The sequence below is a fragment of the Rhodoplanes elegans genome, assembly GCF_016653355.1.
GTDB classification, from domain to species: Bacteria; Pseudomonadota; Alphaproteobacteria; order Rhizobiales; family Xanthobacteraceae; genus Rhodoplanes; species Rhodoplanes elegans.
Map to the genome: position 1 here is coordinate 41,106 of NZ_NHSK01000075.1, position 15,785 is coordinate 56,890.

Annotated in this window: 13 protein-coding genes, 1 tRNA gene and 1 pseudogene; 10 read left to right on the forward strand and 5 right to left on the reverse strand. The window is 68.3% G+C overall.

Annotation, left to right across the window (positions count from 1 at the left end; genetic code table 11):
• Nucleotides 1-25: 25 nt before the first annotated feature.
• Nucleotides 26-706: pseudogene (locus tag CCR97_RS09300) on the forward strand (SDR family NAD(P)-dependent oxidoreductase); the annotation flags it as partial.
• 22 nt (nucleotides 707-728) lie between these two features.
• On the opposite strand, the gene CCR97_RS32515 reads toward CCR97_RS09300, so the two are convergent.
• Complete coding sequence (locus CCR97_RS32515; protein WP_420826066.1) at nucleotides 729-779, reverse strand: hypothetical protein; 51 nt, start codon at nucleotides 777-779, stop codon at nucleotides 729-731.
• Here CCR97_RS32515 and CCR97_RS09305 point away from each other — a divergent pair.
• Nucleotides 763-2,331: an FAD-dependent monooxygenase gene (locus CCR97_RS09305; RefSeq protein ID WP_111356885.1), complete on the forward strand. Its 1,569-nt coding sequence runs from the start codon at nucleotides 763-765 to the stop codon at nucleotides 2,329-2,331. The two genes, CCR97_RS32515 and CCR97_RS09305, sit on opposite strands and share 17 nt — an antisense overlap.
• Before the next feature lie 21 nt (nucleotides 2,332-2,352).
• Here CCR97_RS09305 and CCR97_RS09310 read toward each other — a convergent pair whose 3' ends face one another.
• Nucleotides 2,353-3,252, reverse strand: a complete 900-nt coding sequence (locus tag CCR97_RS09310) for a LysR substrate-binding domain-containing protein (RefSeq protein ID WP_111356890.1) — start codon at nucleotides 3,250-3,252, stop codon at nucleotides 2,353-2,355.
• Nucleotides 3,253-3,404: 152 nt separating this feature from the next.
• Here CCR97_RS09310 and CCR97_RS09315 point away from each other — a divergent pair, with 152 nt between their 5' ends.
• Genes CCR97_RS09315 through CCR97_RS09325 form a run of 3 tightly spaced genes read left to right on the forward strand, consistent with a single transcriptional unit; the run spans nucleotide 3,405 to nucleotide 7,413 of the window.
• The gene (locus CCR97_RS09315; RefSeq protein WP_244670339.1) at nucleotides 3,405-4,490 is read left to right on the forward strand and encodes a tripartite tricarboxylate transporter substrate binding protein; all 1,086 of its coding nucleotides are present in this window, start codon (nucleotides 3,405-3,407) and stop codon (nucleotides 4,488-4,490) included.
• The gene (locus CCR97_RS09320) at nucleotides 4,490-5,332 is read left to right on the forward strand and encodes an enoyl-CoA hydratase/isomerase family protein (RefSeq protein WP_111356887.1); all 843 of its coding nucleotides are present in this window, start codon (nucleotides 4,490-4,492) and stop codon (nucleotides 5,330-5,332) included. Before CCR97_RS09315 ends, CCR97_RS09320 begins: the two co-directional genes overlap by 1 nt.
• Nucleotides 5,329-7,413, forward strand: coding sequence for an acetate--CoA ligase family protein (locus tag CCR97_RS09325; RefSeq protein WP_201159447.1), 2,085 nt, complete (start codon nucleotides 5,329-5,331; stop codon nucleotides 7,411-7,413). The genes CCR97_RS09320 and CCR97_RS09325 overlap by 4 nt, the downstream gene beginning before the upstream one ends.
• A 157-nt stretch (nucleotides 7,414-7,570) precedes the next feature.
• On the opposite strand, the gene CCR97_RS09330 is transcribed toward CCR97_RS09325, so the two are convergent.
• From CCR97_RS09330 to CCR97_RS09340, 3 genes are all read right to left on the reverse strand, one after another.
• Nucleotides 7,571-8,056, reverse strand: a complete 486-nt coding sequence (locus tag CCR97_RS09330; protein WP_111356674.1) for a DUF192 domain-containing protein — start codon at nucleotides 8,054-8,056, stop codon at nucleotides 7,571-7,573.
• A gap of 293 nt (nucleotides 8,057-8,349) precedes the next feature.
• The gene (locus tag CCR97_RS09335; RefSeq protein WP_111356673.1) at nucleotides 8,350-8,955 is read right to left on the reverse strand and encodes a cold-shock protein; all 606 of its coding nucleotides are present in this window, start codon (nucleotides 8,953-8,955) and stop codon (nucleotides 8,350-8,352) included.
• Nucleotides 8,956-9,124: 169 nt separating this feature from the next.
• Complete coding sequence (locus tag CCR97_RS09340) at nucleotides 9,125-9,883, reverse strand: SIR2 family NAD-dependent protein deacylase (protein ID WP_201159448.1); 759 nt, start codon at nucleotides 9,881-9,883, stop codon at nucleotides 9,125-9,127.
• A gap of 59 nt (nucleotides 9,884-9,942) precedes the next feature.
• Between CCR97_RS09340 and CCR97_RS09345 the strand changes: the two genes are divergently transcribed.
• From CCR97_RS09345 to CCR97_RS09370, 5 genes are all read left to right on the forward strand, one after another.
• Entirely contained in the window at nucleotides 9,943-10,401 is a 459-nt protein-coding gene (locus tag CCR97_RS09345; RefSeq protein WP_111356675.1) for a VOC family protein, read from the forward strand.
• A gap of 356 nt (nucleotides 10,402-10,757) precedes the next feature.
• A tRNA-Glu gene (locus CCR97_RS09350) sits at nucleotides 10,758-10,833 on the forward strand.
• A gap of 981 nt (nucleotides 10,834-11,814) precedes the next feature.
• On the forward strand, nucleotides 11,815-13,431 hold the full coding sequence (locus tag CCR97_RS09360; RefSeq protein WP_111356671.1) for a class I SAM-dependent DNA methyltransferase: 1,617 nt from the start codon (nucleotides 11,815-11,817) through the stop codon (nucleotides 13,429-13,431).
• 7 nt (nucleotides 13,432-13,438) lie between these two features.
• Nucleotides 13,439-14,746, forward strand: a complete 1,308-nt coding sequence (locus CCR97_RS09365; RefSeq protein WP_201159450.1) for a restriction endonuclease subunit S — start codon at nucleotides 13,439-13,441, stop codon at nucleotides 14,744-14,746.
• Nucleotides 14,743-15,774 carry a virulence RhuM family protein gene (locus CCR97_RS09370; protein ID WP_111356670.1) on the forward strand — a complete coding sequence of 344 codons (1,032 nt, stop codon included), beginning with the start codon at nucleotides 14,743-14,745 and terminating at the stop codon, nucleotides 15,772-15,774. Before CCR97_RS09365 ends, CCR97_RS09370 begins: the two co-directional genes overlap by 4 nt.
• Nucleotides 15,775-15,785 lie beyond the last annotated feature (11 nt).

The window sequence follows — 15,785 nt, forward strand, 5'->3', positions numbered from 1 at the left end:
CGCATCCACCCTGGAGACTGTGCGAATGAAAGTGCGTTTCGAGGCCGACAGCGACGTGATCGTCGTCACGGGCGGGGCGAGCGGAATCGGCCGGGCGCTCGCCCGCGCCGCCGCCGCGGCGGGCGCCCGCGTCGTGGTCTGCGACGTCGACCGCGACGCGATGGCGAGCCTGCAACGCGAAGCGCCCTCGATCGCGGTGCGCTCGCTCGACGTGTCCGACCGCGATGCCGTGATGGACGCGTTCACCGCCATCGAGGCGGAGCACGGCCGCATCGACGGCCTGGTCTGCGGCGCCGCCGTGCAGCCGCGCGTCCAAGTTCAGGACATGGATGCCGTCGCGTGGCGACGCGTCATCGGCGTCAATCTCGACGGCGTCGTCTGGTGCTATCAGGCCGCGGTCGCCGGCATGGTCCGGCGGCGCCGCGGCAGCATCGTCGCCTTCACGTCGGGCCTCGCGCACCAGGGCTGGCCGGAAGCCTCGGCCTATGCGGCCAGCAAGGCCGCACTGATCGCCTTCGTGAAGAGCGCCGCCAAGGAGGTCGCGCCGCACCGGGTGAAGTTCAACCTGATCGCGCCGGGCGTGATCGACACGCCGCAATACCGGGCCGCCAACGAGGGCGCCGACCACGAGCGCTGGCGCGCCTCGACCGGGGTCGGGGCGCCCGAGGACGTCGTGGGACCGCTGATGTTCCTCCTGTCCGACGCGGCGACCATGACGGCCTCGCTGGTCAGCCGGGATTTCGTCTACGCCGCGAGCGACACATGACCAGCGCCGACATTAGAAAGCCGATCATCGTCGTCGGCGCCGGGCCGGTCGGCCTGACGACCGCGCTCGGGCTCGACTTCTACGGCCTGCCCGTGCGGGTGTTTGAAGAGGACGACTCGCTGTCGCTCGACACCAAGGCCGGCACGATCCTGACCCGCACGCTGGAGGCGTTCCGCCGCTACGGCGTCGCCGACCCGGTGCTCGCGAAGGCGCTGCGGGTCGACGAGATCGGCGGGCTCGACCGCGCGACCAACACACCGACGCTGTCGGTGCGCACCGCCGTGCTGGCCGAGGACACCCGGTATCCGTTCGTCATCAACCTGCCGCAGCATCACCTCGAACCGGTGCTACGCGACCAACTCGACGCGCGCTGCCCCGGCGCGCTCCGCCTGCGGCATCGCCTGACGTCGTTCCGGCAGACCGCCGACGGCGTCGTGGCGACCTTCGCGACGCCCGACGGCGAGCGCGAGGTCGAGGGCGCCTATCTGCTCGCCTGCGACGGCGGGCGCAGCACCGTGCGCACGCAGCTCGGCGTGCCGGTGGACGGCGTGTCGCACGACGTGCGCTACATGCTGGTCGACCTGAAGGTCGATCTCGACGTCGCGAACCCGCGCGACTACCCGTATCTCGCCTACTTCGCCGATCCGCAGGAGTGGATGATCCTGGTGCGGCAGCCGCACTGCTGGCGTCTGCTGTTCCCGCTGCCGCCCGACGCCGAGCCGCCCGGCCCCGACGTGCTCGCCGACAAGGCCCGGCGCTTCATCGGCGACGTGCGCGACATGGAGGTGATCAACACGGTCGTCTACCGGGTCCATCATCGCATCGCGACGGAATGGCGGCGCGACCGGGTGTTCCTGATGGGCGACGCCGCGCATCTGATCACGCCGATGTGGGCGCTCGGTCTCAACACCGGCATTCTCGATGCGATCAGCCTGCCCTGGCGGCTCGCCTGGGTGATGCGCGGCTGGGCCGGCGACGCGCTCCTCGACGGCTATGCGCGCGAGCAGCAGCCGCTCGCCGTCGGCGGCTCCGGCGAGATGGCCGAGCAGGCCCGCAAGTACATGGGCGGTGAAGGCGAGGTCGCCGACCTGATGTCGGGCAGCGCCTGGGGGCTCGCCGCCACCCGCACCCTGCTCGGCATTCGTATCGGTGTCGACGAGAAGACTCCGTGGTCGATGGTGAAGATGGATCGCGGTCCGCTGCAGGTCGGCGACCACATGCCCGACGCCGAGCTGCACGGCCCGGACGGACGGCCGCACCGTCTGCACGACCTGATCGACGACAGCTTCGTCGCCTTTTATTTCACCGACGCGCGCCGCCGGCCGGCGGTCCCCCGCGCCGGCGTGCCGGGCCTGAAGCACTACGTCGTCTCGCGGTGGGACGCGCCGCTCGACTCCGGGCTGCGCGACCGCGCCCTGCTCGACGTCGGCAACCGCCTGTTCGAGCGTCTCGGCTGCCCCGCCGACACGGTGGTGCTGGTGCGGCCGGACGACTGCGTCGCCGCCATCGTGCCGATGCGGGACGGCGTGGCGGAGGAGATCTATCGGCGGATCGTCAGCGCCTGAGCCGGGCGCGCGCGGGCGTTTTCAGCCCGTCCGCAACTCGCCGGCGATCTCGTCGCGCAGCCAGTCGCGAAACGCCTTCACGGCGCGGCTCATGCGGCGGCCCTCCGGCACCAGCAGATAATAGCCGAGGTCGAGCGGCAGCACGTGGCCGAAGGGCGCGACGAGGCTGCCGAGCCGAACATACTGGGCGACCAGCACCCGCACCCCCATCGCGACCCCGATGCCCTGCAGGGCCGCCTCGTAGGCCAGCACCGAGTTCTCGAACTTCAGCCCGCGGGTCGCGTCGATCCCCGTGACGCCGGCGGAGGCGAGCCACAACGCCCAGTCGTTCGGCCGCGCCATCGAATGCAGCAGCGTGTGGCGCGCCAGGTTCTCGGGCGCGCTCTGGTCCGACCAACCGCGTGCCAGCGTCTCGGTGCACACCGGCATCAGCTCGACCGGCGCCAAAAGCTCCGCCTCGCAGCCTTCGAAGTGCCCCGTTCCGGTCCTGATCACGACCCGGTCGGCGCGCGCGTCGAGGGTCGGATGCGCCGAGGCGGTGAGGCGGATCTCGATGTCGGCGAAGCGATCATGGAAGCGCTGCAGCCGCGGGATCAGCCAGCGCTGGCCGAAGGTCGTGTGGGTGTGCACCGAGAGGACGTCACGGCGCCCCCGCACGCTGACGCCGGCGACGGCACCGTCGATCTCGTCGAGCGCGCGATTGATGGTCGGAAACAGCCGCCGGCCGGCCTCGGTCAGCCTGATCGTGCGGTGCGAGCGCTCGAACAGCGACACCGCGAGCCACTCTTCCAGCGCGCGGATCTGGCGGCTGACCGCGACCTGGGTGACCTCCAGCTCGGCGGCCGCCGCCGTGAAGCTGAGATGGCGGGCCGCGACCTCGAAGGTACGCAGCGGATTGAGGGGAACGCGACGGCCACGCATGGTTTTGCCCAACATTTGGTTATGGATGCTGGGCCTTTTGCTTCGTTGTGTCAACGCCGCCACCGGCTAGCATCGTCACACGGCCGCGCTGCGACCACGTCAGCGGGTCCCCTCACGGGGGCAACGACAAGGCCGGAACACGCGGAGGAACCATGCGCACCCTGGACGGCGAACCCTCTTCCATGCCCATGGCCGATCGGTCGGGCCGGACGACTGCCACGACGTCGCGATCGCGCGCCGCGGCGACATTCATCCAGAGCCTGCGGGCGACGCTGTACGCCGCGCTTCTCGGCCTGATCGCGGTCACGCTCGCTGGCGTCACGCCGGCGCGCGCCGCGTTTCCGGATCGCGTGGTGCGGATCGTCGTGCCGTTCGCGGCCGGCGGCGGCACCGATCTGATCGCCCGCCGCCTCGCCGACGAGATGGGCAAGGTCCTGGGCCAGCGCGTCATCGTCGAGAACCGCCCCGGCGCCGGCACCATCCTGGGTTCGGCCGCGGTCGCGTCGAGCCCGCCCGACGGCTACACGCTGCTGATGGCGACCTTCGCGCACGCCGTCAATCCGAGCCTCAACCCGAAGCTGCCCTACGACACCTTCAAGGCGTTCGCGCCGGTGGCGCTGGTCGCCCGCTCGTTCAACGTCGTGGTCGTCAATCCGGACCTGCCGTGGCGCTCGGTCGCCGATCTCGTCGCGGCGGCGAAGCGCGATCCCGGGAAGATCAACTACGGCTCGTTCGGCAACGGCACCTCGGCGCATCTCGCCGGCGAGCTGTTCAAGAACCTCGCGCAGGTCGACCTCACCCACGTGCCCTATCAGGGCGCCGCACCCGCCATCACGGACCTGATGGGCGGCCAGATTCAGGTGATGTTCACGACCGCGGCGAGCGTCGCCTCGCACATCCAGAGCGGACGCCTGCGGCCGCTCGCCGTCACGTCGGCGGCGCGGGCCTCGCTCTATCCGGACCTGCCGACCGTCGCCGAGGCGGGCGTCGCCGGCTACGTCGCCGAGAGCTGGTACGGGCTCTACGCGCCGGCCGGCACGCCGCCCGACATCGTCGCGGTGCTGAACCAGGCGGCGCGGCGGGCCGCCGAGAGCGAGGCCTTCGCCAAGCTGAAGGACATGGAGGGCCTCACCATCGAGGCCGGCGCACCCGCGGACCTCGACCGCTACGTGCGCGCCGAGGCGGAGCGCTGGAAGCGCCTGGTCGAGGCCGCCAACATCCGCACGGAGCGCCAGTGATGACCGACACGCCTGCCCATCAGCTCGTCGACCTCGCGGTCGATGACGGCGTCGCCACCGTGACGCTGTGCCGCCCCGAGGTGCGCAATGCCATCAACGACGCCATGCGGGCCGAGCTGATCGCGGCGCTCGACAGCGTCGCCGAGGACGCCGCCGTGGGGGCCGTGGTGATCACCGGCAACGGGGGCGCCTTCTGCGCCGGCGGCGACGTCTCGGGCATGCGCACGCGGCTCGCCGAGCCGGCCGGCGAGATCGCCTTCAACGGCTGGCGCCGCCAGCGCAAGACGCATCGCAGCATCGCGAGCCTCCATCAGATGGGCAAGCCGACCATCGCGGCCGTCGCGGGGCCTGCGGTCGGGCTCGGCTGCGATCTCGCGCTGTGCTGCGACTTCATCGTCGCCGCCGACAGCGCCGTGTTCGCGATGAGCTTCATCCATCGCGGCCTGGTGCCGGACGGCGGCGGGCTCTACTTCCTGCCGCGCCGGGTCGGGCTGCCGCGCGCCAAGGAGCTGATCTTCTCGGGCCGGCGCGTGAAGGCCGAGGAGGCGCTGCGCATCGGGCTCGCCGACCGGCTGGTGGGCGACGCGGAGCTGCTCGCCACCGCACAAAACTGGGCGGCCGAGCTCGGCGCCGGCTCGCCGGTCGCGCTCGCGCTGACCAAGTCGATCCTCGACCGCACCTTCGAGCTGCCGGAGGAGCAGGTCTTCGCGCTCGGCCGTCAGGCGCAGGCGATCTGCTACACGACGACGGCGCATCGCGAGTCGGTCGAGGCCTTCCTGTCCAAGGCCGACCGCAAGGACACCGACCGAAAGCGCACCGACCGGCAGGAGCCGACGCGGTGACCACCCTCGATCGTCTGTTCAGCCCACGCAGCATCGCCGTGATCGGCGCCTCGGCGGACGCGACCAAGCTGACCGGCCGGCCGATCGCCTATCTGGAAAAGCACGGCTACGCCGGTGCGATCTATCCGGTGAACCCGCGCGCCGAGACGATCGGCAGCCGCCGCTGCTACCCCGACGTCGCGGCGCTGCCCGAGGTGCCCGATGTCGGCCTCGTGCTGCTCGGCGCCGAGCGCGCCGTCGCCGCCGTGGAGCAGCTCGCGCGCGCCGGCGCGGCCGCCGCCGTGGTGCTGGCGAGCGGCTTCGGCGAAGCCGGCGAGGACGGCCGTCGCCGTCAGCAGGCGCTGCGCGAAGCGGCCGACGGCATGCGGCTCCTCGGCCCCAACACCATCGGCCTCGTCAATGTCAGCGAGCGGATCATGCTCTCGGCGAGCGGCGCCATGGAGCTCGACGGCTTCGTGCCCGGCAGCGTCGCACTGGTCTCGCAGAGCGGCGGCATCCTCGGCGCATTGTTGTCGCGCGGCGCCGCGCGAGGAATCGGATTCTCCAAGCTGGTCGCCACCGGCAACGAGGCCGATCTCGACATCGCCGACATGATCGAGCACCTGGCCGACGACGACGCGACCGCCGTGATCGCGCTCTATATCGAGGGGCTGCGCCATCCCGACCGGTTCCGCGCCGCCGCCGCGAAGGCGACCGGCCGCGGCAAGCGCCTCGTCGTCTACAAGGTGGGACGGTCGGAGACCGGTGCTCGCTCGGCCGTGTCCCACACCGGCGCGCTCGCCGGCTCTGACCGGATGTACGACGCGCTGTTTCGCCAGCTCGGCATCGTGCGGGCGAACGCCTTCTCGGATCTGCTCGACATCCCGGCCGCGCTCGCGACCGGCCGCCGGCTCGACGGCGCACGACTCGCCGTCGTCACCACCACGGGCGGGGCCGCGACCCTGATCGCCGACAATGCCGGGCTCGCGGGCTTCACGCTGCCCGATCCCGATCCGCCGACCGCCGAGGGGCTGACGGCACTCGCCATTCCGGACGCGACACTCGACCGCAATCCCGTGGACGTGACGCTCGCCGGACTGCGCCCCGAGCTGTTCACCCGCGTCCTGGCACTGCTCTCGAAGAGCCCGCGCTACGATGCGATCGTGACGATCGTCGGCTCGTCCGCGCTCGGCCAGCCCGACCTCGTCGCCAAGCCGCTGATCGCGGCGCTCGATACCACCGAAAAGCCGATCCTCGCCTATGTGAGCCCGGAGGCGCCCCACATCGTCGCCGCGCTCAACCGCGCCGGCGTCCCGGCTTTCGCCAATCCGGAAGGATGCGTGGCGGCACTCGCCGCCTTGCGGATCGCGCCGCCCGCGCCTTATATGGAAACCACGGCCGCGGCTGCATCGCCGGCCGGCGAGCCGGCCGCGCCTCCGGGTGGCGGCGCCCTGAACGAGGCCGACAGCAAGGCGCTGTTCGCCCGCTTCGGCATTCCGGCCGTCGCCGAGATCGTCGCAACGAAGCCCGAGGACGCCGCGGCCGCGGCACAACGGCTGGGTGGTGCGCCCGTCGTGGTGAAGGTCCTGTCGCGCGACATCCTGCACAAGAGCGAGCTGGGCGGCGTCGCGGTCGGCGTCGCACCCGAAGCGGTCGCCGACTGCTGCCGCGCCATGGCGGCGCGCGTTTCGGATTGCGCGGCGGGCACGCTCGACGGCTTCCTGGTGCAGGAGCGCATCACCGACGGCGTCGAGATGATTCTCGGCCTGTCCCGCGATCCACAGCTAGGCCCCGCCGTGCTGCTCGGCTTCGGCGGCGTCACGGCCGAGCTTCTGAAAGACACGACGCTGCGGCCCCTGCCGCTCGCGCCGGGCGATGCCGCGGCGATGATCGCCGAGCTCACGTTGTCCCCGCTGCTGAAGGGTTATCGCGGCCGACCGGCAGCCGACGTGGCGGCGCTCGTCGCCGCGATCGAGGCGTTCGCTGCGATGGTGATGCGTCTCGGCGATCGGCTGCGGGAGGCCGAGATCAACCCGCTGTTCGTCCGCCCGGCCGGACACGGCGTCGCGGCCGCCGACGGGCTCGTCGTGCTGTCGGACTAGCGCGACTGCCGCCGCGCTGCCCACCCGCCGCTCGTTCCCGCGAAGTCGGTAAGTCCAGGGGCCGCACGTCGAGCCGCCCTGGGTCCCCGCCTTCGCGGAGACGAGCGGAGCCCGGTTCTGATTCTGCGTCGGCAAGCAGCTCCCGCCGACCGTCTCGTCAGCGGCCCGAGAACATCGGGTGGCCGATCCGGTCGCCCGGTGCGATGCCGAGCTTCTTCGCGGTGCCGGCGACCACCTCGAGCACGCCGCGCACCGGGCCACCCGACGGGATGATGCGCTCCGACATCGGCGTCGTGTTCTCGGCGATGCGGTGGATGCGCCCGTCCGCCGTGATGAAGATCATGTCGAGCGACACATAGGTGTTCTTCATCCACATCGCGACCGGCTCGTCGCGTTTGAAGTCGAACAGCATGCCGGTGCCCTCGGGCAGCTCCTTGCGGTGCATCAGGCCCTGCGCCCGCTCGGCGTCCGTGGTGGCGACCTCGACCGAGAAGACGTGAACGCCGGTCTTGGTGGCGATCTCGAGCGTCTGGCGCTCGAAGGCTGCGGCACCGGAGAGGCCGAGCGGCGCGCCGAGAAGAATCGGGACGACCGCGGCGACGACGAGCCGGAGCGCGGCGGACAGGACGGTACGACGGGTCATGCGGAACCTTGCGGCCATGTGCCATGCTGGTGCGGACACCCCGCGGGGCGCGGGGTCCCGGCGGGCGAGCGTCGCCGTGCGGGCGCGATGCGCATGCCAGCCCGGCGGCGCGTCACCCTACTTCATCGTGCGTGGATTTGAAGGGCCCCGTCCCGCGAGACCGGCGACGACGTACGACGACTGCTGTCGTTCGGTGTCGTGCTGTGGGAACGAAAACGCACGCCATCCGAAATCAGCATCCAGGCAGACTCGTGCCGTGGTCGGATCGATCGGACGCGGTGTCGGTGGTCGGATCAGTGCGAGGCGAGCGCGTGAGTGCCGCCGTCCGGCCGCACCTCGGCGGCCATCAGGCCCTTCGGGCCGGGTCCGAACCGGACCAGCACGGTCTGGCCGGGCCGCAGCTCGGTGAGACCATACCGCCGCAGCGTCTCCATGTGGACGAAGATGTCGGCAGTCCCCTCGCCGCGGGTCAGGAAGCCGAAGCCGCGCAGCCGGTTGAACCACTTCACCACGGCTCGCTCGAGCCCGCTGGTCGGCGTCACCGTGACGTGGGTGCGGGGCGGCGGCATCTGGGCCGGATGCACGGCCGTGGATTCATCCATGGAGACGATGCGGAAGGCCTGGAAGCCTTTCGGGCGGGCCAGCGCCTCGCACACCACCCGGGCGCCTTCGTAGGCGGTCTGGAAGCCGTCGCGCCGCAGGCAGGTGACGTGCAGGAGGACATCCGGCATGCCGTTGTCCGGGACGATGAAGCCGTAGCCCTTGGCGACGTCGAACCACTTGATGACGCCGCTGATCTCCACGACCGCAGCCGTCGCGTCGTCGACGAAGTCGCCGATCGCCTCGCTCACGCCGTAGCTCGCGCTAGGCCCCTTCGCACCGAATTCGTCCGTGGCCATGAGGACGTACGCCGCCGCTTTTGGCGCCTCTTCTGGAGCGCTTCAACGAATCTCTTCAACAAAAGATATCCAGGCCGCCCCGGATGGGAAACAGGAAAATGAGTTTGTCGCAATCTGCGCGCTAAATCTGTGCACGACCGTGGCAACCGTGCACGGAAGCCGAGTCAAATCAATGTGAAACGAGCGGGGCTAGCACGTTTCCTATGTCGGCGCGGACGACCAGGTCGGCGATCTCGTCGAACTCGGTCGCGTCACGGTTGAGGATCACCAGCTTGGCGCCGTTGCGCTTGGCGAGCAGCGGGAATCCGGCCGCCGGCCACACCACCAGCGACGAGCCGATGGCGAGGAAGAGATCGCAGGCGAGCGTCAGCTCCTCGGCGCGGCGCATCTCGGCCTCCGGCATCGCCTGGCCGAACGACACCGTCGCGGTCTTGATGTGCCCGCCGCATCGGCAGTCCGGCGCGTGGCCGGTCGCCTCGAACCGCTCCCTCACCCAGGCGATCTCGTAGCGGGCCGAACACGACAGGCAGAGCGCGTAGGTGGTGTTGCCATGCAGCTCGACGACGTCCGGCGCGGCGATGCCGGAGTCCTGGTGCAGGTTGTCGATGTTCTGGGTGACGACGGCGGGCGCCTTGCCGGCGCGCCACAGGCTGGCGAGGGCATGGTGCCCGCGCCCCGGCTGTGCGGCGCCGAACTGCTCCTCCAGCGCGAATCGGCGCCGCCACGCCTCGTCGCGCATGTCGCGGCGCGCGACGAAATCGCGGAAGTCGATCGGTGCGTTCCTGGTCCACACCCCGCCGGGCGAGCGGAAGTCCGGGATCCCGCATTCGGTGGAAATGCCGGCGCCCGTGAAGGGCAGCACGGCGCGCGCCTCCTCGATCAGCGCGAGGAGCCTGCGGCGACCTGTCTCGACGTCCGTCGTGATCATATATGCATGCTCGGGCGGCCGGGCCGACCGCGCGGCCGCCGTCTGTCGAAGAGGACTTCATGCGATATCTGCACACGATGCTCCGCGTCCGCAACCTCGACGCCGCGCTCGACTTCTGGTGCGGCAAGCTCGGCCTGGTCGAGACGCACCGGACCGAGAGCGACAAAGGCCGCTTCACCCTGGTGTTCCTCGCGGCTCCCGAGGACAAGGGCGACGTGGACGCGAGCCGCGCCAAGGGCCGTCCGGCGCCGCTGCTCGAGCTGACCTACAACTGGGACGGCGACGAGGACTACGCCGAGGCGCGCTATTTCGGCCACCTCGCCTTCGAGGTCGACGACATCTACGAGACCTGCGCCCGCCTGCAGGCGGCCGGCATCACCATCCTGCGGCCGCCGCGCGACGGCCAGATGGCGTTCGTCCGCTCGCCCGACCGGCAGTCGGTCGAGCTCCTGCAGAAGGGTGCCGCCAAGCCGCCCCGGGAGCCGTGGAGCGCGATGCCGAACACCGGGCACTGGTAAGGTCGTCCGGCCGCGGCGCGTCTCCGACGCGGCGCGTCCCGGCGCTGCCGGACCGCCTCGGCGGCGCGGCGCGGCCGTCTCGGCCCGCCGCCGGGACGGCGACCGTGCAAGGACCGGAGCGTCTCTGCGCCGTGGTCGGCAACGACCCGCTCGCTGAGCGTGGACGGACCACTGTACGGCGGACCACTGTGCGGCGGGCGGAGACCTCGGCGCAGAGAGCGGGCACGAACCGGGATGCGCCGGCCGGCCCGCACCCGGGGGCGCAACAGGGCGCCCTGTACGGCCCGTCGGCTCGCTTGCCGGCCGGCCGAAACGCCACTATACGTCTCGCCGCGTCGGCGCCCGTGCCGGCCTCCGCGCCCATCGTCTAGCGGTCCAGGACGTCGCCCTTTCACGGCGAAAACAGGGGTTCGATTCCCCTTGGGCGCGCCAGATTTCCCAGCAAAAACAATAGCTTAGACCGACGCCATCGATGGCGGCTCGCGACCTGTGTAATATCCGTCAAATAAGACGCGCGTGGATCGAGGCAGACGTGGGCAGACGATCATCCATCGCCCCACGGCTTCCAATGACGCGATGAGCCGGCAAGGTCCGGCTGTCTGGCACGTGCCGCAGCGCCTCCCCTGCCCCCGTCGCTCGGACGGTCACGCTGCTCGGATGCGGGCCGTCGCGTCGACCCGGGAGGTCGTTCTCATCCCCGTGCGACCCGCCCCGGGTCATCGTCCCGGTTGACGGTCCAATGGTCCATCATCTGATTGTCACCCTCCCCGACCCGCTCGTCGGCACCGCGCGCGTGCCGACCAAACAAACCCGCCACAGCCTCTCGCGAGGCCGTGGCGGTGGGGCGATGGAGGTTGCACTCTCCAAGAAGCTCTAACCGGGGAAGCGCGAAGTCCGAGAAGTGGGTTGGACTCCACTTCGAGGGAGATATTGGTCGACCATCTCCGCATCCGCAATGGCTACCGAGCTGAGGCATCGTCTTCGCCGGAGGTGACGACTGGCGCCCTCGCCGGCCGGCGTGGTCGCGATCCTCCATCCCAGGATGGACTCGCCCATCGCCTTCATGCCTCGCGTTTTCAAGGATGTAGGCAATTGCGATCTCAGGTCGCGAGCCCGCTGCTTCGAGCGGCCATTGAACATCCTCCATGTAACGGGCCGCATCTTCGTTCGTCGGTCCGCTCAGCGGCTCGGCGGCTCGGCGGCGGGCGCATCGGCGCAGAGCGTGCCGGCGACAACTCTTTCCATCCGAAGCGTTAGACTTTGCCGATCACCAACTCGAAGGCGCGATGGCGCTCGACTTCGCCTGAATGGTAGTTTGCGCTCGAAAGAAACCGATTCGAGCGCGATCAAAGAAGCTGGAGTGCTACTGACCTAATGGAGCCTCCACCTCCTCCAACACGGAGCGGAAGTCGTATGGCGCGGGGGCGACCGAAAAAGAACGGGTCCGAGAAGGACAAGACGTCGAACGCCAACGGCGGCAAGTCGACCAGCGCGAATCTCGGCTACGAGGCCAGGCTCTGGCAGATGGCCGATGCGTTACGCAACAACATGGATGCGGCCGAGTACAAGCACATCGTGCTCGGGCTGATCTTCCTGAAGTACATCTCGGATGCGTTCGAGGCCAAGCACGCGGCCCTGGAGGCGGAGCGCGACCAGGGCGCCGACCCCGAGGACCCGGACGAGTACCGCGCGGACACCATCTTCTGGGTGCCACCCGAGGCGCGCTGGCCCTACCTCAAGGGCATGGCGCCGCAGCCGACCATCGGCAAGCTCGTGGACGACGCCATGGAGGCGATAGAGCGCGACAACCCGATGCTCAAGGGCGTGCTGCCGAAGGACTACGCCCGCCCCGGGCTCGACAAGACGCGACTCGGCCAGATCATCAATCTGGTGAGCGACATCGCGCTCGGCAGCGAAGCCGACCGTGCCAAGGACACGCTCGGCCGGGTCTACGAGTATTTCCTCGCCCGTTTCGCCAGCGCCGAGGGCAAGAGCGGCGGGCAGTTCTACACACCCGGTCATGTGGTGCGGGTGCTGGTCGAGATGCTCGCGCCCTACAAGGGGCGGGTCTACGACCCGTGCTGCGGCTCGGGCGGCATGTTCGTGCAGAGCGAGGCCTTCATCCGGGCGCACGCGAACGGGAACGGCAACGGCGGCAAGGCGCGCGCCGATATCTCGGTGTGGGGACAGGAGTCGAACTACACGACCTGGCGCCTCGCCAAGATGAACCTCGCGATCCGCGGAATCGAAGCGCAGATCGCCCATGGCGACACGTTCCACAACGACCGGCATCCGGACCTCAAGGCCGACTACGTTCTGGCCAACCCGCCGTTCAATGATTCCGACTGGCGCGGCGATCTCCTGAAGGACGACAAGCGCTGGGCGTTCGGCACACCGCCGGCCGGCAACGCAAACTTCGCCTGGGTGCAGCACTTCATCCATCACCTCGCGCCGACCGGGCTCGCCGGCTTTGTGCTCGCCAACGGCTCCATGTCGTCGAACCAGTCCGGCGAGGGCGAGATCCGCAAGGCGATTGTCGAGGCCGACCTCGTCGACTGCATGGTGGCGCTGCCGGGCCAGCTCTTCTACTCGACCCAGATCCCGGTTTGCCTGTGGTTCCTGGCCCGCGCCAAGAAGAACGGCCGCTTCCGTGATCGCCGCGGTGAGACGCTGTTCATCGATGCCCGGAAGTTGGGAACGCTGGTCGACCGCGTACACCGCGAGCTGACCGCCGCGGACGTCCAGAAGATCGCCGGGACCTACCATGCGTGGCGTGGTGACAAGGACGCCGGCGTCTATGAAGATGTGCCGGGCTTCTGCAGGGCGGCCAAGCTCGACGAAATCCGCAAGCACGGACATGTGCTGACGCCCGGCCGCTATGTCGGCGCCGCCGCGGCCGAGGAGGACGACGAGCCGTTCGCCGAGAAGATGGCCCGGCTCGCCAAGACACTGCGCGAGCAGCAGGAGGAGACCAAGTTTCTCGACGCGGCAATTGCCGCCAACCTGAAGGAACTCGGGTATGGCGGGTGAAATAAAAATGACGCGCACCGGCGGGCGTCCTGCGAGTTCAGGAGTAATTCAAGGCAAATATGCTCTCAGCGTCGGGCTGCCTGACAAACTTGCGCCAGACGGGTGGTCGTGGACGCTGTTGAGCGATGTGGCGCGACTGGAAACTGGTCATACGCCGAGTCGAAAGCATCCCGAGTATTGGGGCGGCGACGTTCCGTGGGTCGGCATCAAGGATGCGACCGAAAACCATGGCCGGACAATCAACAGCACAAGCCAATACACCAATACGCTGGGAATCTCAAATTCGTCGGCCCGTATTTTGCCGACCAATACTGTGTGCCTTTCAAGAACTGCTTCTGTTGGCTATGTCGTTGTTATGGGGAGGCCTATGGCAACCAGCCAAGATTTTGTGAACTGGGTGTGCTCCAAATCAATTAGCCATCATTTTCTGAAATACGTACTGTTAGCAGAGCGAGAGTCATTCTTTCGGTTTGCGAGCGGAACCACGCATCAGACCATATACTTCCCAGAAGTGAAGGCGTTTCACGTTTGCCTTCCCCCGAAGGACGAACAAGAGATTATCGCCCACATCCTCGGCACACTCGACGACAAGATCGAGTTGAACCGGCGGACGAACGAGACGCTGGAGGCGATGGCGCAGGCGCTATTCAAATCGTGGTTCGTGGATTTCGATCCCGTTCGCGCCAAGGCCGAAAACCGAGGCCCGAAACTGCCCGCTAATTTGGATGAACTCTTCCCGGACAATCTCGATGGCGACGGCATTCCCTGCGGATGGCATTCTGGCAATTTGCTCGATCTCTGCGAGCTCAAGCGCGGCTACGACTTGCCGACGTCGCAGCGAACTCCGGGAGCCTTCCCCATCGTCTCGTCATCGGGTGTGTCGGGGTTTCATCATGAAGCGATGGCGCCTGGACCGGGCGTGGTAACCGGCCGATACGGGACAATCGGCGAAGTGTTTTTCGTGAAGGGCGATTATTGGCCGCTCAATACTGCTCTCTATGTAAAAAATTTTAAGGAAAATAGTGTTCGATATGTCTACTATGCGCTCAAACAGGTGGATTTCCAGAAGTTCTCCGATAAGGCAGCCGTCCCTGGGATCAATCGCAACCACCTGCACGAAGCAGCCATGATCATTCCACCGCGTGAAGTTCAGGTCGCGTTCGAGCGTCTCATGAGTTCGACCTGGAATCGCCAAGACGCGAATGACGCCGAAAGCTCGACCTTAGCCGCCCTGCGTGACACACTCCTCCCGAAGCTGATTTCCGGCGAGCTCCGGGTGAAGGACGCCGAGAAGATCGTGGGGCGGGTCGCATGACCGAGAACCCGTCCCGGGGCGAGCTGATCCTCTACCGCACGAACGATGGGCGCGCAGCGATCCGGCTCCGCCTCCAGGACGGTACTGTCTGGCTGACCCAGGCCGAGATCGCGACCCTGTTCGACACCACCAAGCAGAACGTCAGCCTGCACCTGAAAAACATCTTTCAGGACAGCGAATTAGCGAAAGAGGCAGTTGTCAAGGAATCCTTGACAACTGCGACCGACGGGAAGGCGTATGCGACCGCGCTCTACAACCTGAGCGCCATCCTGGCCGTCGGCTACAGGGTCCGCAGCCCACGCGGTATCCAGTTCCGTCGTTGGGCGACGACGGTTCTGGACGAGTATCTGCGAAAAGGTTTCGTGCTCGACGACGCGCGGCTGAAGGAGCCGGGCGGGCTCGACTATTTCGACGAGCTGCTCCGCCGCATCCGGGACATCCGCGCCTCGGAAAAACGATTCTATCAGAAGGTTCGGGATCTCTTCAAAGAGACCAGTGTCGACTATGACGGCACGGCCGAAACCGCGAAGGTATTCTTCGCCACCATCCAGAACAAGCTCGTCTACGCGGTGACCGGGCGCACCGCCGCCGAGTTGATCGTCGAAAGGGCCGATCCGGAAAAGCCCAACATGGCGTTGACCACCTGGGACGGCGACCGCGTTCGAAAAGCGGACGTAACGATCTCGAAGAACTATCTTCAGGCCGACGAGATCGAAGCGCTCAACCGCCTCACCACGATGTTTCTCGACTTCGCCGAGGATCGGGCGTCGCGACGACAGCAGACCCGCATGGCCGACTGGATCGCCCAGACCGACCGGTTCCTGACATTCAACGAGCGCGAGGTGCTCAGCGGCAAGGGTCGCATGTCGCACGAGCGAATGACCCAGATCGCGCATGCACGTTACGACACGTTCGAGGCCAGCCGGCGCGCCGCCGAAGCAGAAGGCGCCGAGCGCGAGGCCGACGAAGAATTTGCGAAGCTGCAAGCCGAGGCACGACGGCTTTCCAAACCAGAGCGGAAGCCGTGAGCGACTTTTCC

Coding starts and splice junctions, on each gene's coding strand:
- CCR97_RS09305 (WP_111356885.1), top strand. CDS start 763: ATGACCAGCGCCGACATTAGAAAGCCGATCATCGTCGTCGGCGCCGGG.
- CCR97_RS09310 (WP_111356890.1), bottom strand. CDS start 3,252: ATGCGTGGCCGTCGCGTTCCCCTCAATCCGCTGCGTACCTTCGAGGTC.
- CCR97_RS09315 (WP_244670339.1), top strand. CDS start 3,405: ATGCGCACCCTGGACGGCGAACCCTCTTCCATGCCCATGGCCGATCGG.
- CCR97_RS09320 (WP_111356887.1), top strand. CDS start 4,490: ATGACCGACACGCCTGCCCATCAGCTCGTCGACCTCGCGGTCGATGAC.
- CCR97_RS09330 (WP_111356674.1), bottom strand. CDS start 8,056: ATGACCCGTCGTACCGTCCTGTCCGCCGCGCTCCGGCTCGTCGTCGCC.
- CCR97_RS09335 (WP_111356673.1), bottom strand. CDS start 8,955: ATGGCCACGGACGAATTCGGTGCGAAGGGGCCTAGCGCGAGCTACGGC.
- CCR97_RS09340 (WP_201159448.1), bottom strand. CDS start 9,883: ATGATCACGACGGACGTCGAGACAGGTCGCCGCAGGCTCCTCGCGCTG.
- CCR97_RS09345 (WP_111356675.1), top strand. CDS start 9,943: ATGCGATATCTGCACACGATGCTCCGCGTCCGCAACCTCGACGCCGCG.
- CCR97_RS09360 (WP_111356671.1), top strand. CDS start 11,815: ATGGCGCGGGGGCGACCGAAAAAGAACGGGTCCGAGAAGGACAAGACG.
- CCR97_RS09365 (WP_201159450.1), top strand. CDS start 13,439: ATGACGCGCACCGGCGGGCGTCCTGCGAGTTCAGGAGTAATTCAAGGC.
- CCR97_RS09370 (WP_111356670.1), top strand. CDS start 14,743: ATGACCGAGAACCCGTCCCGGGGCGAGCTGATCCTCTACCGCACGAAC.